Below are 20,528 nucleotides of genomic sequence, written 5' to 3'. Positions count from 1 at the left end.
TGGAGGTCGACAGCGACGACACCGAGCTGTTGGTCGAGCTCAGGCCGGTCGACAGGGAACCGATGCCGGTCGAGGTCGACGTCGACAACGAGGTGATCGAGCTGTTAGCGGACGACAAACCCGTCGACGTCGAAGTGGACAGCGACGTAATCGAGCTGTTAGCCGACGACAGACCGGTCGACGTCGAAGTCGACAGCGAGGTGATCGAGCTGTTGGTCGAGCTCAGGCCGGTCGACAGCGAGCTGATGCCGGTCGAGGTCGAAGTGGAAAGCGACGTAATCGAGCTATTGGCCGACGACAGACCCGTCGACGTTGAAGTCGACAGGCTCGTGATGCTCGACGTCGTCGTGCTCGCAACCGCAAAGAGCTGACTGCCGTTGATCGCGTCGGTGCTGGTTGCGCTGACGAGGCCCGCCGCGACGTTCTGGATGCGGCGTTCCGCGTTCGGCTGGCCGACGCTGACGACACCGCCTGCCGAGCCGGCGCCGGCGTAGTTGCCGAATGTCTGGCCGCCGATCGTCGTGTTGCTCACCGTGGTGGTGCCGCCGGTCGTCGCCGACAGTGCACTGGTCGTCACGGAGCTGCTACCGAGGGCGACCGAGTTCGCGACGTTCGCAGTCGAGCCGACACCGATGGCGATGGCGTTCGAGACCGAAGCATTGGCGTTTTGCGCGAACGCGACCGAGCCGGCGCCCGACGCGGTTGCATTCGAGCCGAAGGCCGTCGCATAGGAATTCGACGCCACGGCTGCGGCGCCGACGGCGACTGCGCCGGCGGATCCGCTGGCTGTCGAGCCGTTGCCGAGGGCCAGCGCGTCCGTGCCGGTCGCGCGCGTGTTGGCGGCGAAGCTGCCGACGTTACCAAGCGCGATCGCACCGGTGCCGGTCGCGGTCGCGGAGTTGCCGATGGCGACCGCACCGTTCGTGCCCGTGGCCGTCGCCGAGCTGCCGATCGCAACGGAGCTGTTGAGCGCCGTGCTGCTATTGCCCAGCGCGACGGAGCCCGTGCCGCTTGCCGAGTTGGTGTTGCCAAGCGCGAGGGCGCCGGAGCCGTTCGACGTATTGTTCGCACCGATCGCGAGCGCACCCGTGCCGGTTGCGCTGTTCGGATCGCCGATCGCGACCGCGCCGTCGCCGTTCGCCGTCTGGCCGCGACCAATTGCAACCGCACCGCCGGCCGCCGTGCCGCTATTGGCCGTCGTACCGCTCGAGCCGATCGCCACGTTCTGGCCCGTCGCGCCGGACACGACGCCGTCGCCTTGCGCGATGCCGTAGGCGCCATTGACGGTTGCGCCGCGGCCGACTGCGATACCTGACGTGGCGGTCGACGCGACGGATGACTGCCCGCCGATCGCGATGCTGTCCGACGCGGCCGACTGCGCACCCTTCGTTGCGTTGCTGCCGATTGCGATCGAGCCTGCGCCCGACGCGATGGTCGAGTTTGCCTGCGACAGCGGCGTCGTGCCGTTGCCGCCCGCACCGCCGATCGCGACCGAGTTCAACGCGTTCGCCGTCGAGCCGAAGCCGAGCGCGGTGGCGCCAGCGCCGCTCGCGGTGGTTTCGAGGCCGGCGGCGACGCCCCACAGGCCGGCTGACGACAGCATGCCGGTGGCGACGGCGCCGTTCCCGGTCGCTTGCGCGAACGAACCGTAAACCGTGACGCCGGTCCAGCCGTTGCCGTTGGAGTTACAGCCGGCAACGACCGAATACGTGCCGGAGCCGTCCCCTGCCTGGTTCGCCGTGCCGCCCGGGTTGACTCGGCCGACTACGCTGCTGCTTCCCGTAAAGCAGGTCTGCTGTGTATTGAGCGTGTTGGCCTCGGCGAGCCCCGGCAGGCCGATCGCCAGTGCTGCGACTGCGGCGACCACGACGGCCGACTTGTTCGGCTTGCCCCGTGCCGAATCGATTTCCGATGCCGCGACCCAGGCGCCAAGCGCTTCGTTCCAGATCGAGCGGTATGTGCGGTTCATGTCCTACTACCTCCAAATGTGCACGCCACACACCGGTCTCTTTTGTTAGAGGAATACTCCGTGCGCTCGCGCGAATCTCAAAAATTGATGGGCGGAGTTTATTGGAGGTGGATTTTATTAATTGATAAATAGTGATAAATGGAGGGCTTAGAAAGTTAAAAGATGGTCAATGCATCGTGTTTTGATGTATTGAATTGGAGTGAATGTGAAAGATGTAAGAATGTTGCTTGAAGGGCTTGAATCTTTCGCGGCATCACTATAAATTTGTATAAAAATCAAATAGTTATGTATGTTTTGTGCGGTAGGTAACGCAAGGAATTGGCGTATAAGTAAGACAAATGAAATGGCAAACGTTTGCGCGCAAGATCATTCTTTCGTTTTTGTAATGTTAGATGGTGCGCAGATTGATAATGTATTGAATGTCTTGTTGTCTTGTTAAGTTGTAATTTTATTGGGGGATTGGCTTTTGTTTTGTTGATCGTGTATGAATCAATTTAATCTGAAGTGGCAAGTATCGGTCTGTGCCGATTTGCGCATCTCGGCCGGCAGGGCTGCCCGTGCGGCGGGCGTTCCGGGGCGGCTAGCTCGTCGAATTTGTAAAAAATTGCTACGAGAATTGCTACAAAGCGACAGATAGGATTCTTGGCATTCGACTATCGGATTTGTCTTATTGACGATATCGGTGATGCCGGTATAAGAGCGAAATTTGGAGGCGTGCCGGACAGCCGCGGAGACGGCCCCGCAGCGTGCCCCACGTGGCGCCGCCAGGGGTGTGTCAAAGACCCCGCTGGTCAGCGCCCTCACGCCGTGGGCGCGCCGAATCGTCGGAGGAAAAAAGGCCGGAGAAGATGTATCGGGCGCGCCACATTCGGTCCACGGATGTGAGCCGGAGCGGTTGCTCACCCCATGCAACGAACTGGCGTCGAGCAGGAGGGGCGGCGATTCGTCCGGTGTGCGACGCAAGCGTTCCGGATCGAATCGGCCGCGGCGACGATCAACTGCGCTGCGGGGACGCACGGCACTGTGCACGAAGGCTCGCCGGTCCGCATGACCTGCGGCCCGGCCCCTCGAGCTTACTTCTTGAGAAACCGCAGCGCGAACCGCGCCATCCGCGGCACGAACATCGGGCGCAGCAGGCGTTTGTCGTAACCGGCCATCCGCCGGTCGTTCTCGACGAGACACAGCTCGATCAGCTCGCGCGGGTTCAGCGCCTCGCCGATGTCGGCGGTGCCGGTCGCCGGGAAGTTCGCGTCACGCGCGGCGCCGTCGGCATCGATGCCGCGCGCGATGCCGATGCGGTCGCGGATCAGGCGCACCCACACGGCCGCGACGCGCGCGAAGAACCACGGCCGGCGCCACCACGGGATCGTGCGCCGGTACCACGCATACCAGTTCGCGAAGAACAGGATGTGGCGGCCTTCTTCCTGGATCACGGGCTCGAAGGTATCGACGAGTTCGGGCGGGAAAAAACCGGAGCGCTGCGCGGAGCGGAACAGGCCGAACGCGAAGAAGCTGTCGATGCATTCGCTGAAGCCCGTCATCATCCACGACCACTCGGGGTCCTTCGGCGCCGGGTAGGCCGGCTCGGGCGCGAGCCGGATGCCGTAGGCCTCGACGAGCTTCGACAGTACGACCTTGTGACGCGCTTCCTCGCCGCCGTCCATCTCGAGCGCGCGGCGCAACAGCGGATCGTCGATCGTCTCTGCGTACGTCGCCACGCGAATCGACGCGCGGCCTTCGGTTTGCACCGCGATGTCCCAGATCGGCAGCGACGTGAGCCGCCCGAGTTCGTCGGGCTTGAGCGCCGGCCAGTCGATCACGGCCGGTTTGTATGGGTTGTGTGTGTCGAGCAGCATGCGACAGAACATCTGCTTGTGCGCATCGGAACCGATCCTGACCGGACCTTGACTCTCGAAGGTCCAGTTGCGCATCGCGTGATCTGCGGCTGCGTGCTCTTCCTGCAGCGTGTCAGTCATGGCTATTGTTATGCGATTACGGGCCGAAAGATTTTTGCATAGCTTCCGTAAACGCGTATTTTCGAGCGGCCATGCGCACGCCGGCCAGGCGTGCGTCACGCGTGCGTGTCGACCCAGAGGCGGCCCCAGCGGGACGCATAGGCGAGCGCGTGCTCCTCCTCGAAGAAGAAATCGATCGCGTCGAACGAAACGGAGCGCGGCGTCGAGCCGCCGCTCGCCTTCTCGATCGTCAGGTTGGCAGCGAACAGCCCGTTCGGCAACCGGGCGGCAGCGGGGGCGACTTCATAGCCCTTGTAGCGGATCGTACGGGTCATGGCGTGCGCGGAGAATGTTCGGACTTTCAGCGTACGAAAACCCGCCGGCCGCGTGAACCAATCTTTCGGCCAATGCAAATCACGCGGCGGGCCGAATCGTTATAGAGGGGGTATGCCGGGGAAGGGTATTCGACGCGAAGCGTCGGCGCGGCCTGCGCGTCGCGCGGTGTCGGCGCGCGCAGCACATCGCCGCGCGTCCGAAGACGCGCCGCCCGCGCACGGCGAACCTCGTCGGCCGGGCGCGGGCGGCGGAGTGAAGGGGATTACTGGTTGGCGACCTTCAGCACGGGTGCGAGTGCGTCGACCGATGCCGCGTGCGTGGTCGCGCGATGCGACGCGAATGCGAGTGCGAACTCGGCGGCTTGCGCGCCGACCGTCTCGAGCTGGGCTACGACCTTCGGATCCGAGCAACTGTCGGCGCTTTCGAAGCGCGTTTCGAGCGTGTTGACGGTCGCGCCGAACGGCGTCGGCCAGCCGCGCAGCGCATGGACGATCGAACGCAGCGATGTCAGCACGGTGCCGGCTGCCTGCCAGCCGTAGGCGGTGACGATCAGGCCGACCGCGCGGCCGTCGAGATAGGGGCGATCGTCCGCGCGCAGTTCCTCGAGCGTGTCGAGCGCGTTCTTCACGAGGCCGGAGACGCCGCCGTGATAGCCGGGCGTCGCGATGATGATCGCGTCGGCCTGGCGCACGGCGTCGATCAGTTCGCGCTGCGCGTCGGTCAGCGTTTTGTGTTCGGGTGCGTAGTGCGGCAGCGTATGCAGGAACGGGCCGTCGAACAGGCGCGTGCGTGCGCCGGCGGCCTGCGCGCCGCGCAGCGCGAACGACAGCGCGCGTTCGGTCGACGACGCTGCTCGGGTGGTACCGCCGATGCCGACGACGAACGGGCGGCGGTGTTGATCGAATGCAGTCAAGGGGCGCTCCTCGGGGATGGCTTGCCCGGCTAAGCACAGGCTTAAAACCAGATGGTAACGACCCCGTCGCCACTCTGAAAACGACTTTTCGTTCTATCGATATGCCGCGCGGCGGGGGCAATCGTGTGCGCGGCCGCGCAGATCGATAGCAGAAATGCTTGGTTGGGACGGTGCGCCACGGTCGATAAGATGGGCCCGTCTCCTCCATGATGTCTCTACTGACATGGGTTGGCCCCGCCGCGCGGATGCAGGCGGGGCTTTTTTTCGTCCCGGTCAGCAAAAGGGGCGCCATGCCGGCAGACGTCGCCGGTTACTCGAATACCGGCCGGAAGAAGCTGCGTTCGTAGCTGACGATGCAGCGCGTTTCCTCCGCATAGCGGAACGCAGCCTGGCACGCCGGATCATCCTTCGAGCGTTCGCGGTAGTGCTCGTACTCGGCGAGGCTCGGGAACGAGAACATCGCGAGCGCGATGTCGTTCGCGCCTTCGGACGGCAGGAAATAGCCGTGATGCGTGCCGCCGAACTTTTCGACGAGCGGAATCCACATCTTGCCGTAGGTTTCGAACTGGTCGAGCTTGTACGGATCGATGACGTAGCGGAGGAAGCAGGTGACCATGAGCGCTCGCGGTGCGGTGAGGGAACAGCGAGTCTGGATCGCGTCGCCGCAGGTGTCAACGGAGCGCGTGCGGGGCGTCGATACCGTCGCGGGATTCGTTGCTTGCGCGAACAACGATCGGTGCACTTTCATGCGTTCGCAACGACGTTGGCAGAGCGGCGTCACGTACCGCCGCGACCGATTTTCCCGGACGCATTTCCCCAAACTTTTACGACATTTTTTCTTGCGACGCCCACCGGCGCGCTCATAGACTTCGGGCATCCCAACCACGGAGCACTGCGATGTCGAACCCCCGGAACGCGATTGCCGAACGTCTCCCTGCCGCGCCGCCTCCCGTGTGCGCCGACCGGGTGGTCGTACGGCGTTTCGATCCGGCAGTCGACAGCTATGCGCAACTCACGCCGATGCTGCATCGCGCGTTCGCGCGGCTCGGCGCGATGGGGCTCAACTGCACGTGCGTCGATCAGGACGAGGACGTCACGCGCCGCCGCGCGGAAGCGGGCGAGTGCTACGTCGCCGTGTGTGGCGGGCGCGTGATCGGCACGGCCACGCTGTATGGGGCGGATCCGTCTTCGGCCTGCTCGCTGTACCGGCGGGAAGGCGTCGCGAGCGTGCGCCAGGTGGCCGTGGATCCCGATTGCCAAAGCCGCGGGATCGGCGCATTGCTGCTGTCGTTCGCAGAGCAGTGGGCCGCGTTGCGCGGCTATACGCTGCTCGCGCTGGATACGCCGCATCCCGCTTCGCATCTGCTGGCGTTCTACGGCGCGCAGGGTTTCGAGGTCGTCGATGTGATGCGCTTCGCCGGCAAGCGCTACGACAGCGCGATCCTGTGCAAGCGGCCCGTCGCGCACGTCGCGCACGTCGTGCGCCGCGTGTCGCCGGCGTCGCGGCTGGCCGCGCGCGTGGCGGCCGTGCGCCGTCTGGCGTATGCATTGCCGGCGCGCGTCGTGGCAGTGGCACGGCGCGACCTGCGCGTGCGCCGTGGCGCGGGATGGGCGGCACGACGCGCGGCCGGCGCCGCGAGCTGCCGTTCGTCGCCGTGGCGGCCGCGTCAGCACGGGCGCTACACGTTCGGCTGAGCGTCGCGCACCGGCTTTTTCCTGGTTTTACCGCGTAAACGTCGCGTGAGCGGAGTGTGGCGCTTCCGCTCGAGTACGGCCCATGAGACCCCCCCGCCGCGCGCGGCGAAACGGATGTTTACGCGCTTTTTATGCGTTGCCCGGATCCTTTGCTGCGATCTTCACGCGAACCTTCATAAGATGGTTTACGTGGAAACGGATGCTGCGCGACCGTGCGTGCGACGGCGTCGGCCCGCGAAGATCGATGCCGAACGCCGCCACGACGGCGCGCCGGCGAAAGGAACCCGCCATGTCTCTCGCACCCTTGACAGGTCAGCGCCCCGAGCATCAAAGCCATGCGCGCACGGCCGTGCGCTCGATGTTCGATCCCGCGCTCGTGCGCCCGGCTATCGCCGATTCGTTCCGGAAACTCACGCCGCGCACGCAATTCCGCAACCCGGTGATGTTCTGCGTGTACGTCGGCAGCATCCTGACCACGATCCTGTGGATCGCCGCGCTGTTCGGCCAGGCCGAGGCGCCCGCAGGCTTCATCGTCGCGATCGCGTTGTGGCTGTGGTTCACCGTGCTGTTCGCGAACTTCGCGGAAGCGCTCGCCGAAGGGCGCTCGAAGGCGCAGGCCGCATCGCTGCGTAGTGCGAAACACAACGTGGTCGCGAAAAAACTCGCGGCGCCGCATGCGAAGGCCAACGTCGAGGTGATGGCGTCGACCGACCTGCGCAAGGGTGATGTCGTGCTGATCGAAGCCGGCGACACGATTCCGGCCGACGGCGACGTGATCGAAGGCGTCGCGTCGGTCGACGAATCGGCGATCACCGGCGAATCCGCGCCGGTGATCCGCGAATCGGGCGGCGACTTCTCGTCGGTGACGGGCGGCACGCGCGTGCTGTCCGACTGGATCGTCGTGCGGGTTGCCGTCAATCCGGGCGAGGCGTTCCTCGACCGGATGATCGCGATGGTCGAAGGCGCGAAGCGAAAGAAGACGCCGAACGAAATCGCGCTGACGATCCTGCTGGTGGCCTTGACGATCGTGATGTTGCTCGCGACCGCGACGCTGCTGCCGTTCTCGACGTTCGCGGTCGAAGCGATGAAGTCCGGCCACGTGGTGACGATCACCGCGCTCGTCGCGCTGCTCGTGTGCCTGATCCCGACGACGATCGGCGGGCTGTTGTCCGCGATCGGCGTGGCGGGGATGAGCCGGATGATGCAGGCAAACGTGATCGCGACGTCGGGCCGCGCGGTGGAGGCGGCCGGCGACGTCGACGTGCTGCTGCTCGACAAGACCGGCACGATCACGCTCGGCAACCGCCAGGCATCGACGTTCGTGCCCGCGCCGGGCGTGACCGAGGAAGCGCTGGCCGATGCCGCGCAACTGTCGTCGCTCGCCGACGAAACGCCGGAAGGCCGCAGCATCGTCGTGCTCGCGAAGGAGCGCTTCAATCTGCGCGAGCGCGACATGCAGGCGCTGCACGCGGTCTTTCTATCGTTCAGCGCGCAGACGCGGATGAGCGGCGTCGATCTCTTCCCGGCCGGGACTTCGTCCGGGGCGCCCGCCCGCGAGATCCGCAAGGGCGCGGCCGACGCGATCGCGCACTACGTCGAGTCCCACGGCGGCCGCGTCACGCGCGAGATCGAAGCGGCCGTGACCGACATCGCGCGCCGCGGCAGCACGCCGCTTGCGGTCGCGGAGCGACGCGACGGCGTCGCGCGCATGCTTGGCGTGATCGAGCTGAAGGACATCGTGAAGGGCGGCATCAAGGAGCGCTTCGCGGAACTGCGCAAGATGGGCATCAAGACGGTGATGGTGACGGGCGACAACCGGCTGACGGCCGCGGCGATCGCGGCGGAAGCGGGCGTCGACGATTTCCTCGCGGAAGCGACGCCGGAAACCAAGCTCACGACGATTCGCGAGCATCAGGCGGCGGGGCGCCTCGTCGCGATGACGGGCGACGGCACGAACGACGCGCCGGCGCTCGCGCAGGCCGACGTGGCGGTCGCGATGAACACGGGCACGCAGGCCGCGAAGGAAGCGGGCAACATGGTCGACCTCGATTCGAACCCGACGAAGCTGATCGAGATCGTCGAGATCGGCAAGCAGATGCTGATGACGCGCGGTTCGCTGACGACGTTCTCGATCGCGAACGACATCGCGAAGTACTTCGCGATCATCCCGGCCGCGTTCGCGACGACGTACCCGCAACTGCGCGTGCTCGACGTGATGCACCTCGCGTCGCCGGCGTCGGCGATCCTGTCGGCGGTGATCTTCAACGCGCTGATCATCGTTGCGCTGATCCCGCTCGCGCTGAAGGGCGTGCGCTATCGTCCGCTCGGCGCGGCGCCGCTGCTGCGCAGGAACCTGCTGGTCTACGGTTTCGGCGGCGTGCTGCTGCCGTTCCCGTTCATCAAGCTGATCGACATGGCGCTCGTCGCATTCGGATGGGCATGAACATGGACGCGCACGGTGCCGGCCGCGAACGTACGCATGGCACCGCGGACAGAGGTGCTGCCGCATGAGCGAACCGACCGTCGTCATCGCGATCGTCGACGAAGACAGGTTGATCCGGCATTTCGTCCGTGTCGCGCTGAAGGCCGAACACATGCACGTCTGCGAGGCCGCGACCGGTGTCGCGGGCGTGGCGGCCGTCGCCGCGCGCCGTCCCGACCTGATCGTCGCGGAGACGAACCTGTGCGACCTCGGTGGCACCGAACTGATCCGTGCGCTGCGCGCATGTTCGGACGTGCCGCTGATCGTGCTGTCGGCGCTGAGTGCGGAAGGCGACAAGGTCGCCGCGCTCGACGCGGGCGCGGACGACTACCTGACCAAGCCCTTCGGTGCCGCCGAGCTGATCGCGCGGATTCGTGCGCACCTGCGGCGGCAGGCCGGCGGCGGGCGCCTCGATACGGTGCGCGTGCACTTCGGCGACGTGACCGTCGATCTCGGCGATCGTCAGGTGTTGCGCGACGGTGCACGTGTGCATCTGAGTCCGATCGAATACCGGTTGCTGGCCGTGCTGGCGCATCACGCGGGGCGGCTGCTTACGCACGACCGTCTGCTGAGCGAGGTGTGGGGCGCGGCGCACGGCAAGGATGCGCATTACCTGCGCGTGTATGTCGGCCACTTGCGGCGCAAGCTGGAGTGCGATCCGCGGCGGCCCGAGTACATCGTGACGGAAATGGGTGTCGGCTACCGGCTCGCCGGCGCCGCGTAGCGCCGCGCGCTCAGGGGTTAGCGGCCGTCCGCAGTTCGTCGGCCGCCGCGCCGTTCGAACGGCGCAACTGCGCATCGAATTGCTGCACACGCAGTACGACGCGTTGCGCATAGCGCTTCGTGCCGCCGTTGTAGCGCACGAGCGCGGTTTCGACGTCGCCGTCCGCATCGTCGAGGTAGCCGCGGAAGATGGCCGCACCGATCCGCACGTTGGTCGCGGGATCGGACAGGTCCTTCACATGCGCGACGAGGTCGCGATGCGCGGCCGGCAACACCTGCATCAGCCCCCGTGCGCCGACGACACTGACCGCGTGGCGATCGAAGCCCGATTCGACCGCGATGATCGCGAGCAGCAGCGCCGGTGCGAGCCCGTAGCGATCCGATTCGGTCTGCACCGCATGGGCGATCGTGCGCGCATCGGCATACGCAACGTGAAAGCGGTTGCGCAGCGTCGTGACGATTGAGTCGAGGGTCGGCGGGAGCGACTTATCGGGTGTGCTGGCGGCGGTGGCCGGTGCCGCCGGCGTGTCGTCAGCCTGCGCGGGGAGCGCGGCCGACAGCGACAGCACGATCGGGCAAAGGAGCAGCAGCCGCTTCAGCGGCAGGGCCGGGCGCGTGCGCGGCACCGGCTGGTCATGCGATGGATAGGTTTCCTGCATGTCGTCGCATCGTGGTTCCGATGCGACGACTGTACGCAGTTACGCGTTGCGGCCGTCGAAAGAAACAGGTGTGCCGGATAAACGCTGCATAAAGACACGCGGCGGGCGCGTCGCGTCACTCGTCGCGGTTGCGCGACTCGCCGCCGCCTTTCGCGAGACGCCAGGCAATCGTACCGAGCACGCCGACCGCGACGACCAGCGCGCCCCACAGCACGTAGCGGCGCGTTGCGTCCGTATCGGCAGCCGCCGCCGGCGCGACAGCCGAAACCGGCAGCGCCGTGCCGACGCGCGCGGGCCGGACTTCGGGCGCCATGCCGACCAGCAGCGCGTCGCGGCTCACGGCCGACGACACGAGCGACGTGTCGCCGACACCGAGCGTAAACGGCGGCGTGCCGCGTGCGACGAAGGTCAGCGCGGCCGGATGCCAGCCGATCACGACGGCCGGCTGGCCGGCACCGAATCCGCCGTTGCGCATGTCGACGACGATCCGCCACGCACGATCCGTATTCGCGGCGAACTCGAGCGGCGGATTGCGCTGTTCGCCGGCCTTGCCCTGCAGCCGGAACAGCACGGCGCCCGCGACGTCGCGCCACGGCGCCTGCGCGTCGGCGCGGCTTTGCAGCGTCGCGCGCGCGACGGTGTTCGGTTGCGGCAGGTCGATGCGCACGCGGTCGATCGGATACGCGCCGTCGGTGTCGAACAGATACTCGCCGGGCGCGCTGCCGACCCGTACGCGCGCGGCGTCGCGCCATTGGCGCGGCACGGATGCGGTGTCCGTCCCGCGCGCGTCGCGCGGATGCGTCTCGACGTCGATCGATGCGATCGCGGGCGCGCCGTCGAGCCAGTCAAGCCGCAGGTAGCGCGGCGCCGCGCCTTCGAGCGCGATGCGTTCCTGCACCAGCATGTCGTCGCCGCGGCCGACCTTCAGCAGCTGCGTGCTGCCGAGCGAGCGCCAATTGCGCAGATCGTCGCTGGCGTCGACGGCGACGCGCCCCTGGTAGCTGTCGTCGCCCACGTGCACGAGCAGCGCGTCGATGTCGCCGTTCGCACGAGACAGGTCGACGAGATCCGCGCCGCGCTTTGCCGGCGACGGCGTGGCGACGGCCGCGCGCAGCGAGCCGTCCGGGCCGACCGTCACGCCGAGCGGCGCATTGCCGTTATCGGCGCGCGCCGGCGGCAGCGGGAACCAGTGCACCGGCGTGCGCGAGGTCCGCGCGGCGGGCGCGGCCGCCGCGGGTGCGTCGAGCGAATACGGAACCGGCTCGCCCGCGCCGTTGAAGACGCGCACGTCGCCGAGATCGTCGCGCCGGCTGGCCGCATACACGGGCTGCGGCACGGTGAGCTGGTAATACGCGGCGTTGCCGTCGAGGTCGAGCGAGAAGCGCTGCGCGACGCGCCCGGCGCCCGGCGTGCCGTCGGCGGCCGCGAACGACGCGAGCAGGCTCAGTCCGAGCAGGGCGGCGAGTCGCTTCATTGCGGGTCGTCCTGGTGGGCCGCGGCCTTCGGCGGCAGCGGTGAGAAATAGCCGATCAACAGCAGCAGCACGCCGATGCCGATGAACGACACGATCCGCTCGATGCCGGTCACGTGCGACAGGTCGAACAGGAACAGCTTGACGACCGTGAGCGCGAGCAGCGCGGCGCCGACGAACCACAGCGGACGCAGCCCGCGGCGCGTGGCCCAGATCGTTGTCGCGAGCGCGCAGACCGTCCAGTACACGGACACCGACGCCTGTACGAGCGTCGATTCCGCCATCGCGCCGAACTCGTACGGCACGCCGGCCCAGTGATGCAGCGCGCGCAGCAGGATCGCGTTCAGCCACAGGAACACGGTCGCACCGGCCGCACTCGTCAGTTCGACGCGATATGTGTCGAACGACCAGCCGAGCTTGCGCGCACGCACGAACCACGTCGCGGCGAGTGCATAGACGACCGCGAGCACGAGATCGAGCGGGTTGAAGAGCGGCACGCGCGCCCAGCTTCCGCCGTCCTGCGTGAAGTTCGCGTAGAAGGTCCACACCCACATCACGACGATCAGCGGCAGCGACGCGAGTGCACACACGCGGGCGATGCCGTCACGGCGCGTCAGCCACATGCCGGCGAACGCGAACAGGCTCCAGCCGACCATGAACACCTGCTGGATGCCGAACGACGACAGCACGGTGTCGATGTCGTAGGCCATGTGGAAGCGCTGATGCAGCGTGCGCAGCATCAGCGCGTTGAACCACAGGAATACGGTTGCGATCGCAACATAGTCGACCGTGCGCGGATGCCACGCGATGCCGAGCGTCTTCAGGCGGCGCAGCCACGCGGCGAACGCGACGAAGGCCAGGAACTGCGCGATGTCGAGCGGATTGAGCAGCGGCAGCCAGAAGAGCGGCGATGCGTCGCCGTCGCTTGTCGCGCTGGCAATGCTCCACAGCCACAGCAGCGCGGCGAGCGGCGCCGCGCCCCATACCTGGTAAGCGCGCGGGAACGCCGCGACGGGCCAGCGCAGGCGCGAGCCGGGGCCCGATACGAGCAGGAGCAGCGCACCGAAACCGTAGGCCCACGCGCTCCAGCTCCACGCGCCTTCGGGCACGAATGCGCGCAGGCGCCAGAAGCCTTCGAGCGACAGCAGCCCGCACAGGGTCCAGAACATCAGCGTATGCAGCGGCGCGATCACGCCTGCGGCGATGGATTGGCCGACGCCGGGTGCCGCATCCCGCGCGGCATCGGCGCTCGTCGCACCGCGTGACTGGCGCCACAGCAGCGCAAGACCCGCGCCGACGGCGACGGGCCACGCGAACGCGCCGAGGCCCGACAGCGGCGCTTCGTACGCATCGAATGCGCGCAACGCGAGCAGCGCGAGCACCGGCGTCAGCGCGAGCGCAGGCCATTCGGCGAGCGGCCATGCCAGCCGGCGGCGCGCGACGTGCGCGAGCCACGCGGTGCCGGCCGCGAACAGCGCGGTTGCGTCGACGACGAAGCGGTCGGCATGCAGGTCGACGTGACGGCTCGCGTAGACGAGGATCTCGTGCAGCCCGCCGCTCACCCACCACAGCAGCCCCCACGCCGCGGCCGCTGCGCCGATCTCGGGCATCCACGCGTGCCACGCGCGCGCTTCGCCGCGCCCGTGCAGCCACCAGCCGGTGAACAGGCCGGCGAGCGCGATCAGCAGCATCGCGATATACGGGCTGTTGAGCACGGGCAGCGCGGTTGCGTCGGCCGGCCCGAGCAGGCTCGTGAAGAACGCGCCGGCCGCGGCGACCTGCATCAGCAGGCCGAAGCCGAACGGCAGCAGGCGCTTCTGGCGCACCGCGAGCCACACGATGGCCGCGCCTTCGATCGCCCAGGCGGCGCTCGTCGTCGGGCCCGAGAACGCGAGCGGCACGGCCAGCGTCGCGAAGATCACCGCGAGCGCGAGCATCGCCTCGAACAGCAGCGCGAGGCGGTCGCGGCGCCGCGCGAGCCATGCGGCGACCGCGACGTAGAACGCCGACAGCGCGACGGCGCTCCACGCGAGCCCGAACGGCATGCCCTTCACGAGCGACGCCTGCAGCGCGGTCGCGACGATCGGCGTGCCGAACACGAGCGTGCCGTCCACGTAGTGCCGCAGCGCCAGCTCGCGTTTCACCGCATACAGCAGCGCGATGCCGACATACATCAGGAAGAACAGGACAAGGAACGGCTCGGTGCTCGCGAACAGCGCGGGGCGATAGGCCGTCACGCCCCACGCCGAGCCGATCGTGAACGTGAATACGAAGCCGAGCAGGTTCAGCGGGCGCCATGCCTTGAACCACGCGATCGCGAAGATGCCCGCGTTCAGCAGCGCGTAGTAGCTGAACAGCGCGACATGGTTGCCCTGGCCGGTCGACAGCAGCACCGGCGCGAGAAAGCCGCCCGCGCTGCCCATGAACGCGAGCGGCAGCGCGTTCTGCTTCACCGCGAGGAACGCGCTCAGCGCGCAGACCGCGACCATCAGCGGGAACGCGGCGCCGACCGGCAGCAGCGCATAAAGCTTGGTCGCGGCGAAGATCGTCAGGTACAGGATGCCGACGCCGCCGCCTTGCAGCACGAGGCCGTACGCGGCGCGGCGCGCGCGCACGCGCCAGCCGATCGCGAGTAGCGCGGCCGCAGCGAGCGCGGTGCCCGCGAGGCGGAATTCGATCGGCAGCATGTTGTTGTCGGCCGCGTACTTGAGCAGGAACGCGACACCGAAGAACAGCACGACGATCCCGACGCGCACGACCGTGTTGCCGCCGAGCAGCCAGTCGCGCGCGGCGCTGAATGCACGTTCGGCGATGCCGGGTTCGCGCGGCGCGGGCGGGGTGGCGCGAGCGGGTGCGGCCGGTGCGTTCGTCGTCTCATTCGTCGTCGCGTTGGCGGCGGCGGGAACGGCGGCGCGCGCTGCGGTTGCGGGCGCCGCGCCAGGAGCCGGCACCGATGCGGAGGCAGGTGTGCCCGCGCGCGCGGCGGCTGCGGTGGCGGGTTGCGCAGGTATCGTCGGTGGCGTTGCCGAAGCAAGGGGCGACAGCGGAGCGGGCGGGGCGTCGGCCGCAGTGGGCGAAGGCGTTTGCGCGGCGATGCCGGCGCCGGCCGCACCGGCCTTCGCGCCGGCGAGCTGGGCGCGCAGCGAATCGAGTTCGCGCGTGAGCGTTTCAACGGTTGCTTCGAGGCGCGCGACGCGATCGGCGAGCGGCGCCGGCGTGGGTGGCGGCGTCGCGAACGTGTCGGGCGCGGCGCTGTTGTTCTTGAGCGTGTGTTGCCGCAGCGCATGACCGATGCAGAACCCGACGGCGGCGCCGAGCAGCGAGCCGTTCGCGGCCGAGAAATCCCCGATCAATGCGGCGATGCCGCCCACGATGAAGCCGATTACGGCGAATGCCCAGTTCAACGCCTTACTCCCTCTCTCGTATCGTTATCGTCCTTCGCTCGCGGCTCGCACCGGATCGAGGCGGGTTCAGCACGGCCGGCAGGCGAACCGGCAAGTGCGCGCCGTTGGCGGATCGTCGCGCGCAAGGCGCGCGGCAACGGCGCGATCGGCGTGTTTGCCGGCAATGTATCACAGCGAGCATGCGGGATTTTCTGGGTTGCGGACGGGCCCCGATGCGTGCGTGATCTCCGGTAATGACGACCGCGCGGCACGTGTTTTTCTGTACGGTCATGCTTTTTGCGGGTGGCCGAAAGGCACGGCGAGACGGCCGCTGGGATGCATTGATCTGACGACAGTCGCGACGCCGGCTGATCGGACGTGAAATTGTCGCAAAACGACGTGCGCCCGCTGCGAGTTGGCGCAAAAAACCAAGCGATTCGCGCCGCGCTGCTGCGCACAAGGCCGGCGTGCGATGCCCGTCGTTATTGGGCGCGCGCGTATTGCGCCGCCGCAATCGGGTGTCGCCGCGTGCCGTGGCCCGCCTGGCGGGGCTGAAGGCCGTGTCGTATTTGCGCAAGCGTTTGTCGTAATTCGTCGGCAGGTCGGGGTTTTTTCTAGCAACTATGTAGGCACGCTATGACTCGCGTGAGTCCCCGCTACACGAGGAGAAGGTTTCGATGGATGCCCCCAAGGTTGTAGTCGAAGGTCTGTGCAAGGTATTTGGAAGTAACCCGCAGCAGGCGCTCGACATGCTCGCCGCCGGTGCGACGAAGGATGACGTGCTCAAGCGCACCGGCCAGGTCGTCGGCGTGCACAACGTCTCCTTCGATGTGCAGGAAGGCGAAATTTTCGTGCTGATGGGCCTGTCCGGCTCCGGCAAATCCACGCTGATCCGCCTCGTGAACCGGCTCGTCGACCCGAGCGCGGGCAAGGTGATGATCGACGGGCTCGACGTCGCGTCGGCGCGCCGCTCGGCGCTCACCGCGCTGCGCCGCAAGGACATGAGCATGGTGTTCCAGTCGTTCGCGCTGATGCCGCATCGCAGCGTGGTGTCGAACGCCGCGTTCGGCCTCGAGGTCGCGGGCATCGGCAAGAAGGAACGCGAACGGCGCGCGATGGAGGTGCTCGAGCAGGTTGGCCTCGCGCCGTTTTCGCACAAGCTGCCGTCCGAGCTGTCGGGCGGCATGCAGCAACGCGTCGGCCTCGCACGCGCGCTTGCCGTGAACCCGTCGCTGATGATCATGGACGAGGCGTTCTCCGCGCTCGACCCGCTGAAGCGCAGGGAAATGCAGGACGTGCTGCTGCAGCTCCAGAAGGAACAGCGCCGCACGATCATGTTCGTGTCGCACGATCTCGAGGAAGCACTGCGCATCGGCAACCGCATCGCGATCATGGAAGGTGGCCGGCTCGTGCAGGTCGGTACGCCGCAGGACATCATCGCGAACCCGGCCGACGACTACGTGCGCGCGTTCTTCGACGGCATCGACACGAGCCGCTACCTCACTGCGGGCGACCTGATGCAGACGGGGGCCGTGCCGACCATGTCGAAGTGCGATGCCGCGAACGTCGCGGCGACGCTGAACGGCAGTGCCGAATACGCGTTCGTGCTCGACGCCCAACGCAAGATCCGCGGCTTCGTCACGCGCGATGCGATCGGTCAGGACACGCCGTCCGTGCGGCCGATCGAGAGCATCCGGCTCGATGCGTCGCTCGAACATGTCGTCGCGCGCGTGGTCGCGAGCCCGAATGCACTGCCCGTCGTCGACGACAACGGCTGCTACTGCGGCTCGGTCGATCGTGCGCTCATCCTGAAGGCCATCACGCGTTCGCGAGGTTCCCATGTCTGAAATGATTCCGCTCGGTACCTGGGTCGACCAGTCCGTTCATTACCTGCTCGACCACGACGCGAAGACGTTCGACGCGATCGGTCAAGCGATCGAGGGCCTCGCGGCATTCGTCGAACACAGCCTGCAGGCGATCCCGATGTGGCTGATGATGGCGATCTTCATCGGCGTCGGGCTGTGGCGGGTGGGCTGGCGTTTCGCGCTGTTCACCACCGCGTCGCTGCTCCTGATCTTCGCGACGGGCTTCTGGGATCAGACGGTCATCACGCTCGGCCTCACGCTGTCGTCGACGATCATCAGCCTCGTGCTCGGCATCCCGCTCGGTATCTGGGCTGCGAAGAGCAAGTGGGTCGCCGCGACCGTGCGTCCGATCCTCGACCTGATGCAGACGATGCCGGCGTTCGTCTACCTGATTCCGGCCGCGATGCTGTTCGGTCTCGGCCGCGTGCCGGGGATCCTGTCGACGGTGATCTTCGCGATGCCGCCTGCCGTGCGCCTGACGAGCCTCGGTATCCGCCACGTGAACCGCGAGATCGTCGAAGCCGGCCAGGCATTCGGCTGCACGCCGTGGCAACTGCTGTACAAGGTGCAGTTCCCGAACGCGCTGCCGTCGATCATGCAGGGCGTGAACCAGACGATCATGATGGCGCTGTCGATGGTGATCATCGCGTCGATGGTCGGCGCGGGTGGCCTCGGCAACGACGTTCTCGCGAGTATCCAGCGCCTCGACATCGGCCTCGGTTTCGAAAGCGGTCTGTCGGTCGTGCTGCTCGCGATCATTCTCGACCGCATTACCGAGAGCTTCGGCCGCGCGCCGGGCACCGTCAAGGCGCCGCTGTTCTCGGGCCTCAAGCAGCTCTTTCGTGTGAAGACCGCACCCGTACAGGCCTGACCGACTGGCGGCCGGCCGGACTTCCGGCCGCCTTCCCTGAATCGATAGCGGCTTTCGCGGCATTTGCCGCGGAGCTGGCCCCCTGCAACCTCCTCGCCAGGAGACCGATGTGACGTCCGCCGTCGCTGTTGCGCCCGCCGCCTGCGTTTCACCGGTTTCGTCCCTCGCCCATTTCGGCTTCCTGACGCTGCCGAACTTCTCGATGATCGCGTTTTCGAGCGCCGTCGAAGTGCTTCGGATGGCGAACTACGTCGGGCGCGCCGATCACTACAAGTGGTCGATCTACTCGCTCGACGGCGCCCCCGCGCATGCCAGCAACGGCATTGCGGTGCGGCCCACGCAGGCGCTCGACTACACGAACCTGCCCGACGTGATGATCGTGTGCGGCGGCATCCGCATTCGCGACGTGGTCGACGAAGGCGCGCGCGATACGCTCGCGGCGCTCGCCGAACGCGGGCTGCCGCTCGGCGGCATCTGCACGGGCGCGTACGCGCTGATGTCGAGCGGGCTGCTCGACGGCTATCGCTGCACCGTGCACTGGGAGAACCTGTCCGCGCTGCATTCCGAGTTTCCGCAGGTCGGCTTCGCCGACGAGCTGTTCGTCGTCGACCGCGACCGGCTGACCTGCACGGGCGGCACCGCGCCGCTCGACCTGATGCTGAACCTCGTCGGCATGCGGTTCGGCCAGCAGCTTGCCGCGCAGGTGTCGGAGCAGTTCATCCTGGAGCGCATCCGCAGCTCGACCGATACGCAGCCGATCCCTGTCGATGCGCGCGTCGGCTTCTCGCGCGCCGAGCTGATCGAGGTGGTGCGGCTGATGGAGGCGAACATCGAGGAGCCGCTGTCGCTGGAGGAGCTCGCGCGGCTCGTGCGGCTGTCGCAGCGGCATCTGCAGCGGATGTTCAAGGTGTACCTGAACGTGTCGCCGACCCACTATTACCTGACGATGCGCCTGAAACGCGCGCGCGACCTGCTGCGCACGACCGACGCATCGATCGCGCGCGTGACGACGGTCTGCGGGTTTCATTCGCCGTGTCATTTCAGCAAGGCGTACCGCGCGCAGTTCGGCCATGCGCCGAGCTACGAGCGCAGGTTGCCGGGGCGCTGACCGTCAAGAATCATCCAGTCGCGACGTTGCCGGGATCGCGGCGCGCGGCTTCAACAAACGATCCCGCATTCATGCAAACGACATCACTTTGAGGAGAAGAAAGATGAAGCGCCTATTGATCGCAGCGGTGTGCGGGATCGGGATAACCGCGCCGATGTCGGCCGTTTATGCGGCCGATCCGCCCGTGTGCAAGAACGTGCGCTTCGCGGATGTCGGCTGGTCCGACATCGCGGCGACCACGGGCCTCGCATCGACGATGCTGCAGGGGCTCGGCTACAGCCCGACGAAGACGATCGCATCGGTGCCGATCACGTTCGCGGGGATCAAGAGCAAGCAGATCGACGTGTTCCTCGGCTACTGGTCGCCGACGATGGACCCGATCATCCAGCCGTTCACGAAGGCCGGCTCGATCAAGGTGCTCTCGACGCCGAACCTGACCGGCGCGAAATACACGCTCGCGGTGCCCGACTACGTGTACCAGGGCGGCCTGAAGTCGTTCGCGGACATCCAGAAGTACGCGGACAAGCTGAACGGCAAGATCTACGGGATCGAGCCGGGCAACGACGGCAACCTGCTGATCAAGAAGATGATCGACGGCAACCAGTTCGGCCTCGGCAAGTTCAAGATGGTCGAGTCGAGCGAGGCCGGGATGCTGGTCGAGGTGAACCGCGCGATCCGCGACAAGCAGTGGATCGTGTTTCTCGGCTGGGAACCGCATCCGATGAACGTGCAGATGAAGATCGACTACCTGAGCGGCGGCGACGACGTGTTCGGCCCGAACTACGGAGAAGCGAAGGTGCTGACGGCAACGCCGCCCGACTATTCGCAGCGCTGCCCGAACGTCGCGAAGTTCGTGTCGAACCTGCAGTTCACGACGACGATCGAGAACCACGTGATGGTGCCGATCATGAACAAGGTCGAACCGAACAAGGCGGCGGCCGAGTGGCTGAAGGCGAACCCGCAGGCGCTCGACAAGTGGCTGGCCGGCGTGACGACCCTCGACGGGAAGCCGGGTCTGCCGGCGGTGAAGGCTTATCTCGGCGTGCATTGAGAGGGTTATTCAGGCTTCAGCCACTTTTGTTTGAGGTTTGACGCTGG

General features: G+C 67.0%; 14 protein-coding genes and 1 pseudogene. 7 read left to right on the top strand and 8 right to left on the bottom strand.

What is annotated here, in order from left to right; all coding sequences use genetic code 11:
* The 5 genes from OEJ37_RS11890 to OEJ37_RS11870 form a co-directional block, all read right to left on the bottom strand.
* On the bottom strand, positions 1 to 1,969 hold a 1,969-nt coding region (locus tag OEJ37_RS11890), incomplete at its 3' end, for a YadA family autotransporter adhesin (RefSeq protein WP_263344388.1).
* 1,073 nt (positions 1,970 to 3,042) lie between these two features.
* Positions 3,043 to 3,945 carry a ferritin-like domain-containing protein gene (locus OEJ37_RS11885; RefSeq protein WP_263344387.1) on the bottom strand — a complete coding sequence of 301 codons (903 nt, stop codon included), beginning with the start codon at positions 3,943 to 3,945 and terminating at the stop codon, positions 3,043 to 3,045.
* 95 nt (positions 3,946 to 4,040) lie between these two features.
* Positions 4,041 to 4,259 carry a transcriptional regulator gene (locus tag OEJ37_RS11880; protein WP_174421047.1) on the bottom strand — a complete coding sequence of 73 codons (219 nt, stop codon included), beginning with the start codon at positions 4,257 to 4,259 and terminating at the stop codon, positions 4,041 to 4,043.
* A 263-nt stretch (positions 4,260 to 4,522) separates the two neighbouring features.
* Entirely contained in the window at positions 4,523 to 5,173 is a 651-nt protein-coding gene (locus tag OEJ37_RS11875; RefSeq protein WP_072444516.1) for an NADPH-dependent FMN reductase, read from the bottom strand.
* 310 nt (positions 5,174 to 5,483) lie between these two features.
* On the bottom strand, positions 5,484 to 5,789 hold the full coding sequence (locus OEJ37_RS11870) for an NIPSNAP family protein (RefSeq protein ID WP_174421048.1): 306 nt from the start codon (positions 5,787 to 5,789) through the stop codon (positions 5,484 to 5,486).
* Positions 5,790 to 6,070: 281 nt separating this feature from the next.
* On the opposite strand from OEJ37_RS11870, the gene OEJ37_RS11865 reads away from it, so the two are divergent.
* The 3 genes from OEJ37_RS11865 to OEJ37_RS11855 all read left to right on the top strand — a co-directional run bounded on the left by OEJ37_RS11865 (position 6,071) and on the right by OEJ37_RS11855 (position 10,074).
* The gene (locus OEJ37_RS11865; RefSeq protein WP_263344386.1) at positions 6,071 to 6,868 is read left to right on the top strand and encodes a GNAT family N-acetyltransferase; all 798 of its coding nucleotides are present in this window, start codon (positions 6,071 to 6,073) and stop codon (positions 6,866 to 6,868) included.
* 358 nt (positions 6,869 to 7,226) lie between these two features.
* Positions 7,227 to 9,311, top strand: a complete 2,085-nt coding sequence (gene kdpB, locus OEJ37_RS11860; protein ID WP_263344398.1) for a potassium-transporting ATPase subunit KdpB — start codon at positions 7,227 to 7,229, stop codon at positions 9,309 to 9,311.
* A gap of 64 nt (positions 9,312 to 9,375) precedes the next feature.
* Positions 9,376 to 10,074 carry a winged helix-turn-helix domain-containing protein gene (locus OEJ37_RS11855; RefSeq protein WP_263344385.1) on the top strand — a complete coding sequence of 233 codons (699 nt, stop codon included), beginning with the start codon at positions 9,376 to 9,378 and terminating at the stop codon, positions 10,072 to 10,074.
* Positions 10,075 to 10,084: 10 nt separating this feature from the next.
* Here the strand turns inward: OEJ37_RS11855 and OEJ37_RS11850 are convergent, their stop codons facing one another.
* The 3 genes from OEJ37_RS11850 to OEJ37_RS11840 all read right to left on the bottom strand — a co-directional run bounded on the left by OEJ37_RS11850 (position 10,085) and on the right by OEJ37_RS11840 (position 15,607).
* Positions 10,085 to 10,732: a lytic transglycosylase domain-containing protein gene (locus OEJ37_RS11850; RefSeq protein WP_263344384.1), complete on the bottom strand. Its 648-nt coding sequence runs from the start codon at positions 10,730 to 10,732 to the stop codon at positions 10,085 to 10,087.
* Positions 10,733 to 10,847: 115 nt separating this feature from the next.
* On the bottom strand, positions 10,848 to 12,206 hold the full coding sequence (locus OEJ37_RS11845) for a DUF3999 domain-containing protein (RefSeq protein ID WP_263344382.1): 1,359 nt from the start codon (positions 12,204 to 12,206) through the stop codon (positions 10,848 to 10,850).
* Positions 12,203 to 15,607 (bottom strand): DUF2339 domain-containing protein, encoded by a 3,405-nt coding sequence (locus OEJ37_RS11840; RefSeq protein ID WP_263344381.1) that lies wholly within the window; start codon positions 15,605 to 15,607, stop codon positions 12,203 to 12,205. The genes OEJ37_RS11845 and OEJ37_RS11840 overlap by 4 nt, the downstream gene beginning before the upstream one ends.
* A gap of 368 nt (positions 15,608 to 15,975) precedes the next feature.
* On the opposite strand from OEJ37_RS11840, the pseudogene OEJ37_RS11835 reads away from it, so the two are divergent.
* From OEJ37_RS11835 to OEJ37_RS11820, 4 genes and pseudogenes are all read left to right on the top strand, one after another.
* Positions 15,976 to 17,433: pseudogene (locus OEJ37_RS11835) on the top strand (quaternary amine ABC transporter ATP-binding protein); the annotation flags it as partial.
* Positions 17,426 to 18,322: a choline ABC transporter permease subunit gene (gene choW, locus OEJ37_RS11830; protein ID WP_174419400.1), complete on the top strand. Its 897-nt coding sequence runs from the start codon at positions 17,426 to 17,428 to the stop codon at positions 18,320 to 18,322. The pseudogene OEJ37_RS11835 and the gene choW, both read left to right, overlap by 8 nt.
* 109 nt (positions 18,323 to 18,431) lie before the next feature.
* Entirely contained in the window at positions 18,432 to 19,430 is a 999-nt protein-coding gene (locus OEJ37_RS11825) for a GlxA family transcriptional regulator (RefSeq protein ID WP_174419401.1), read from the top strand.
* A 103-nt stretch (positions 19,431 to 19,533) separates the two neighbouring features.
* Positions 19,534 to 20,481 (top strand): choline ABC transporter substrate-binding protein, encoded by a 948-nt coding sequence (locus OEJ37_RS11820; RefSeq protein ID WP_174419402.1) that lies wholly within the window; start codon positions 19,534 to 19,536, stop codon positions 20,479 to 20,481.
* Positions 20,482 to 20,528: the final 47 nt, after the last annotated feature.

This window comes from Burkholderia sp. BKH01, assembly GCF_025685725.1.
Classification (GTDB): Bacteria; Pseudomonadota; Gammaproteobacteria; order Burkholderiales; family Burkholderiaceae; genus Burkholderia; species Burkholderia pyrrocinia_C.
This window is presented reverse-complemented; position numbering and strand designations above follow the sequence as displayed.

Coding starts and splice junctions, on each gene's coding strand:
- OEJ37_RS11885 (WP_263344387.1), bottom strand. CDS start 3,945: ATGACTGACACGCTGCAGGAAGAGCACGCAGCCGCAGATCACGCGATG.
- OEJ37_RS11880 (WP_174421047.1), bottom strand. CDS start 4,259: ATGACCCGTACGATCCGCTACAAGGGCTATGAAGTCGCCCCCGCTGCC.
- OEJ37_RS11870 (WP_174421048.1), bottom strand. CDS start 5,789: ATGGTCACCTGCTTCCTCCGCTACGTCATCGATCCGTACAAGCTCGAC.
- OEJ37_RS11865 (WP_263344386.1), top strand. CDS start 6,071: ATGTCGAACCCCCGGAACGCGATTGCCGAACGTCTCCCTGCCGCGCCG.
- kdpB (WP_263344398.1), top strand. CDS start 7,227: ATGTTCGATCCCGCGCTCGTGCGCCCGGCTATCGCCGATTCGTTCCGG.
- OEJ37_RS11855 (WP_263344385.1), top strand. CDS start 9,376: ATGAGCGAACCGACCGTCGTCATCGCGATCGTCGACGAAGACAGGTTG.
- OEJ37_RS11850 (WP_263344384.1), bottom strand. CDS start 10,732: ATGCAGGAAACCTATCCATCGCATGACCAGCCGGTGCCGCGCACGCGC.
- OEJ37_RS11845 (WP_263344382.1), bottom strand. CDS start 12,206: ATGAAGCGACTCGCCGCCCTGCTCGGACTGAGCCTGCTCGCGTCGTTC.
- choW (WP_174419400.1), top strand. CDS start 17,426: ATGTCTGAAATGATTCCGCTCGGTACCTGGGTCGACCAGTCCGTTCAT.
- OEJ37_RS11820 (WP_174419402.1), top strand. CDS start 19,534: ATGAAGCGCCTATTGATCGCAGCGGTGTGCGGGATCGGGATAACCGCG.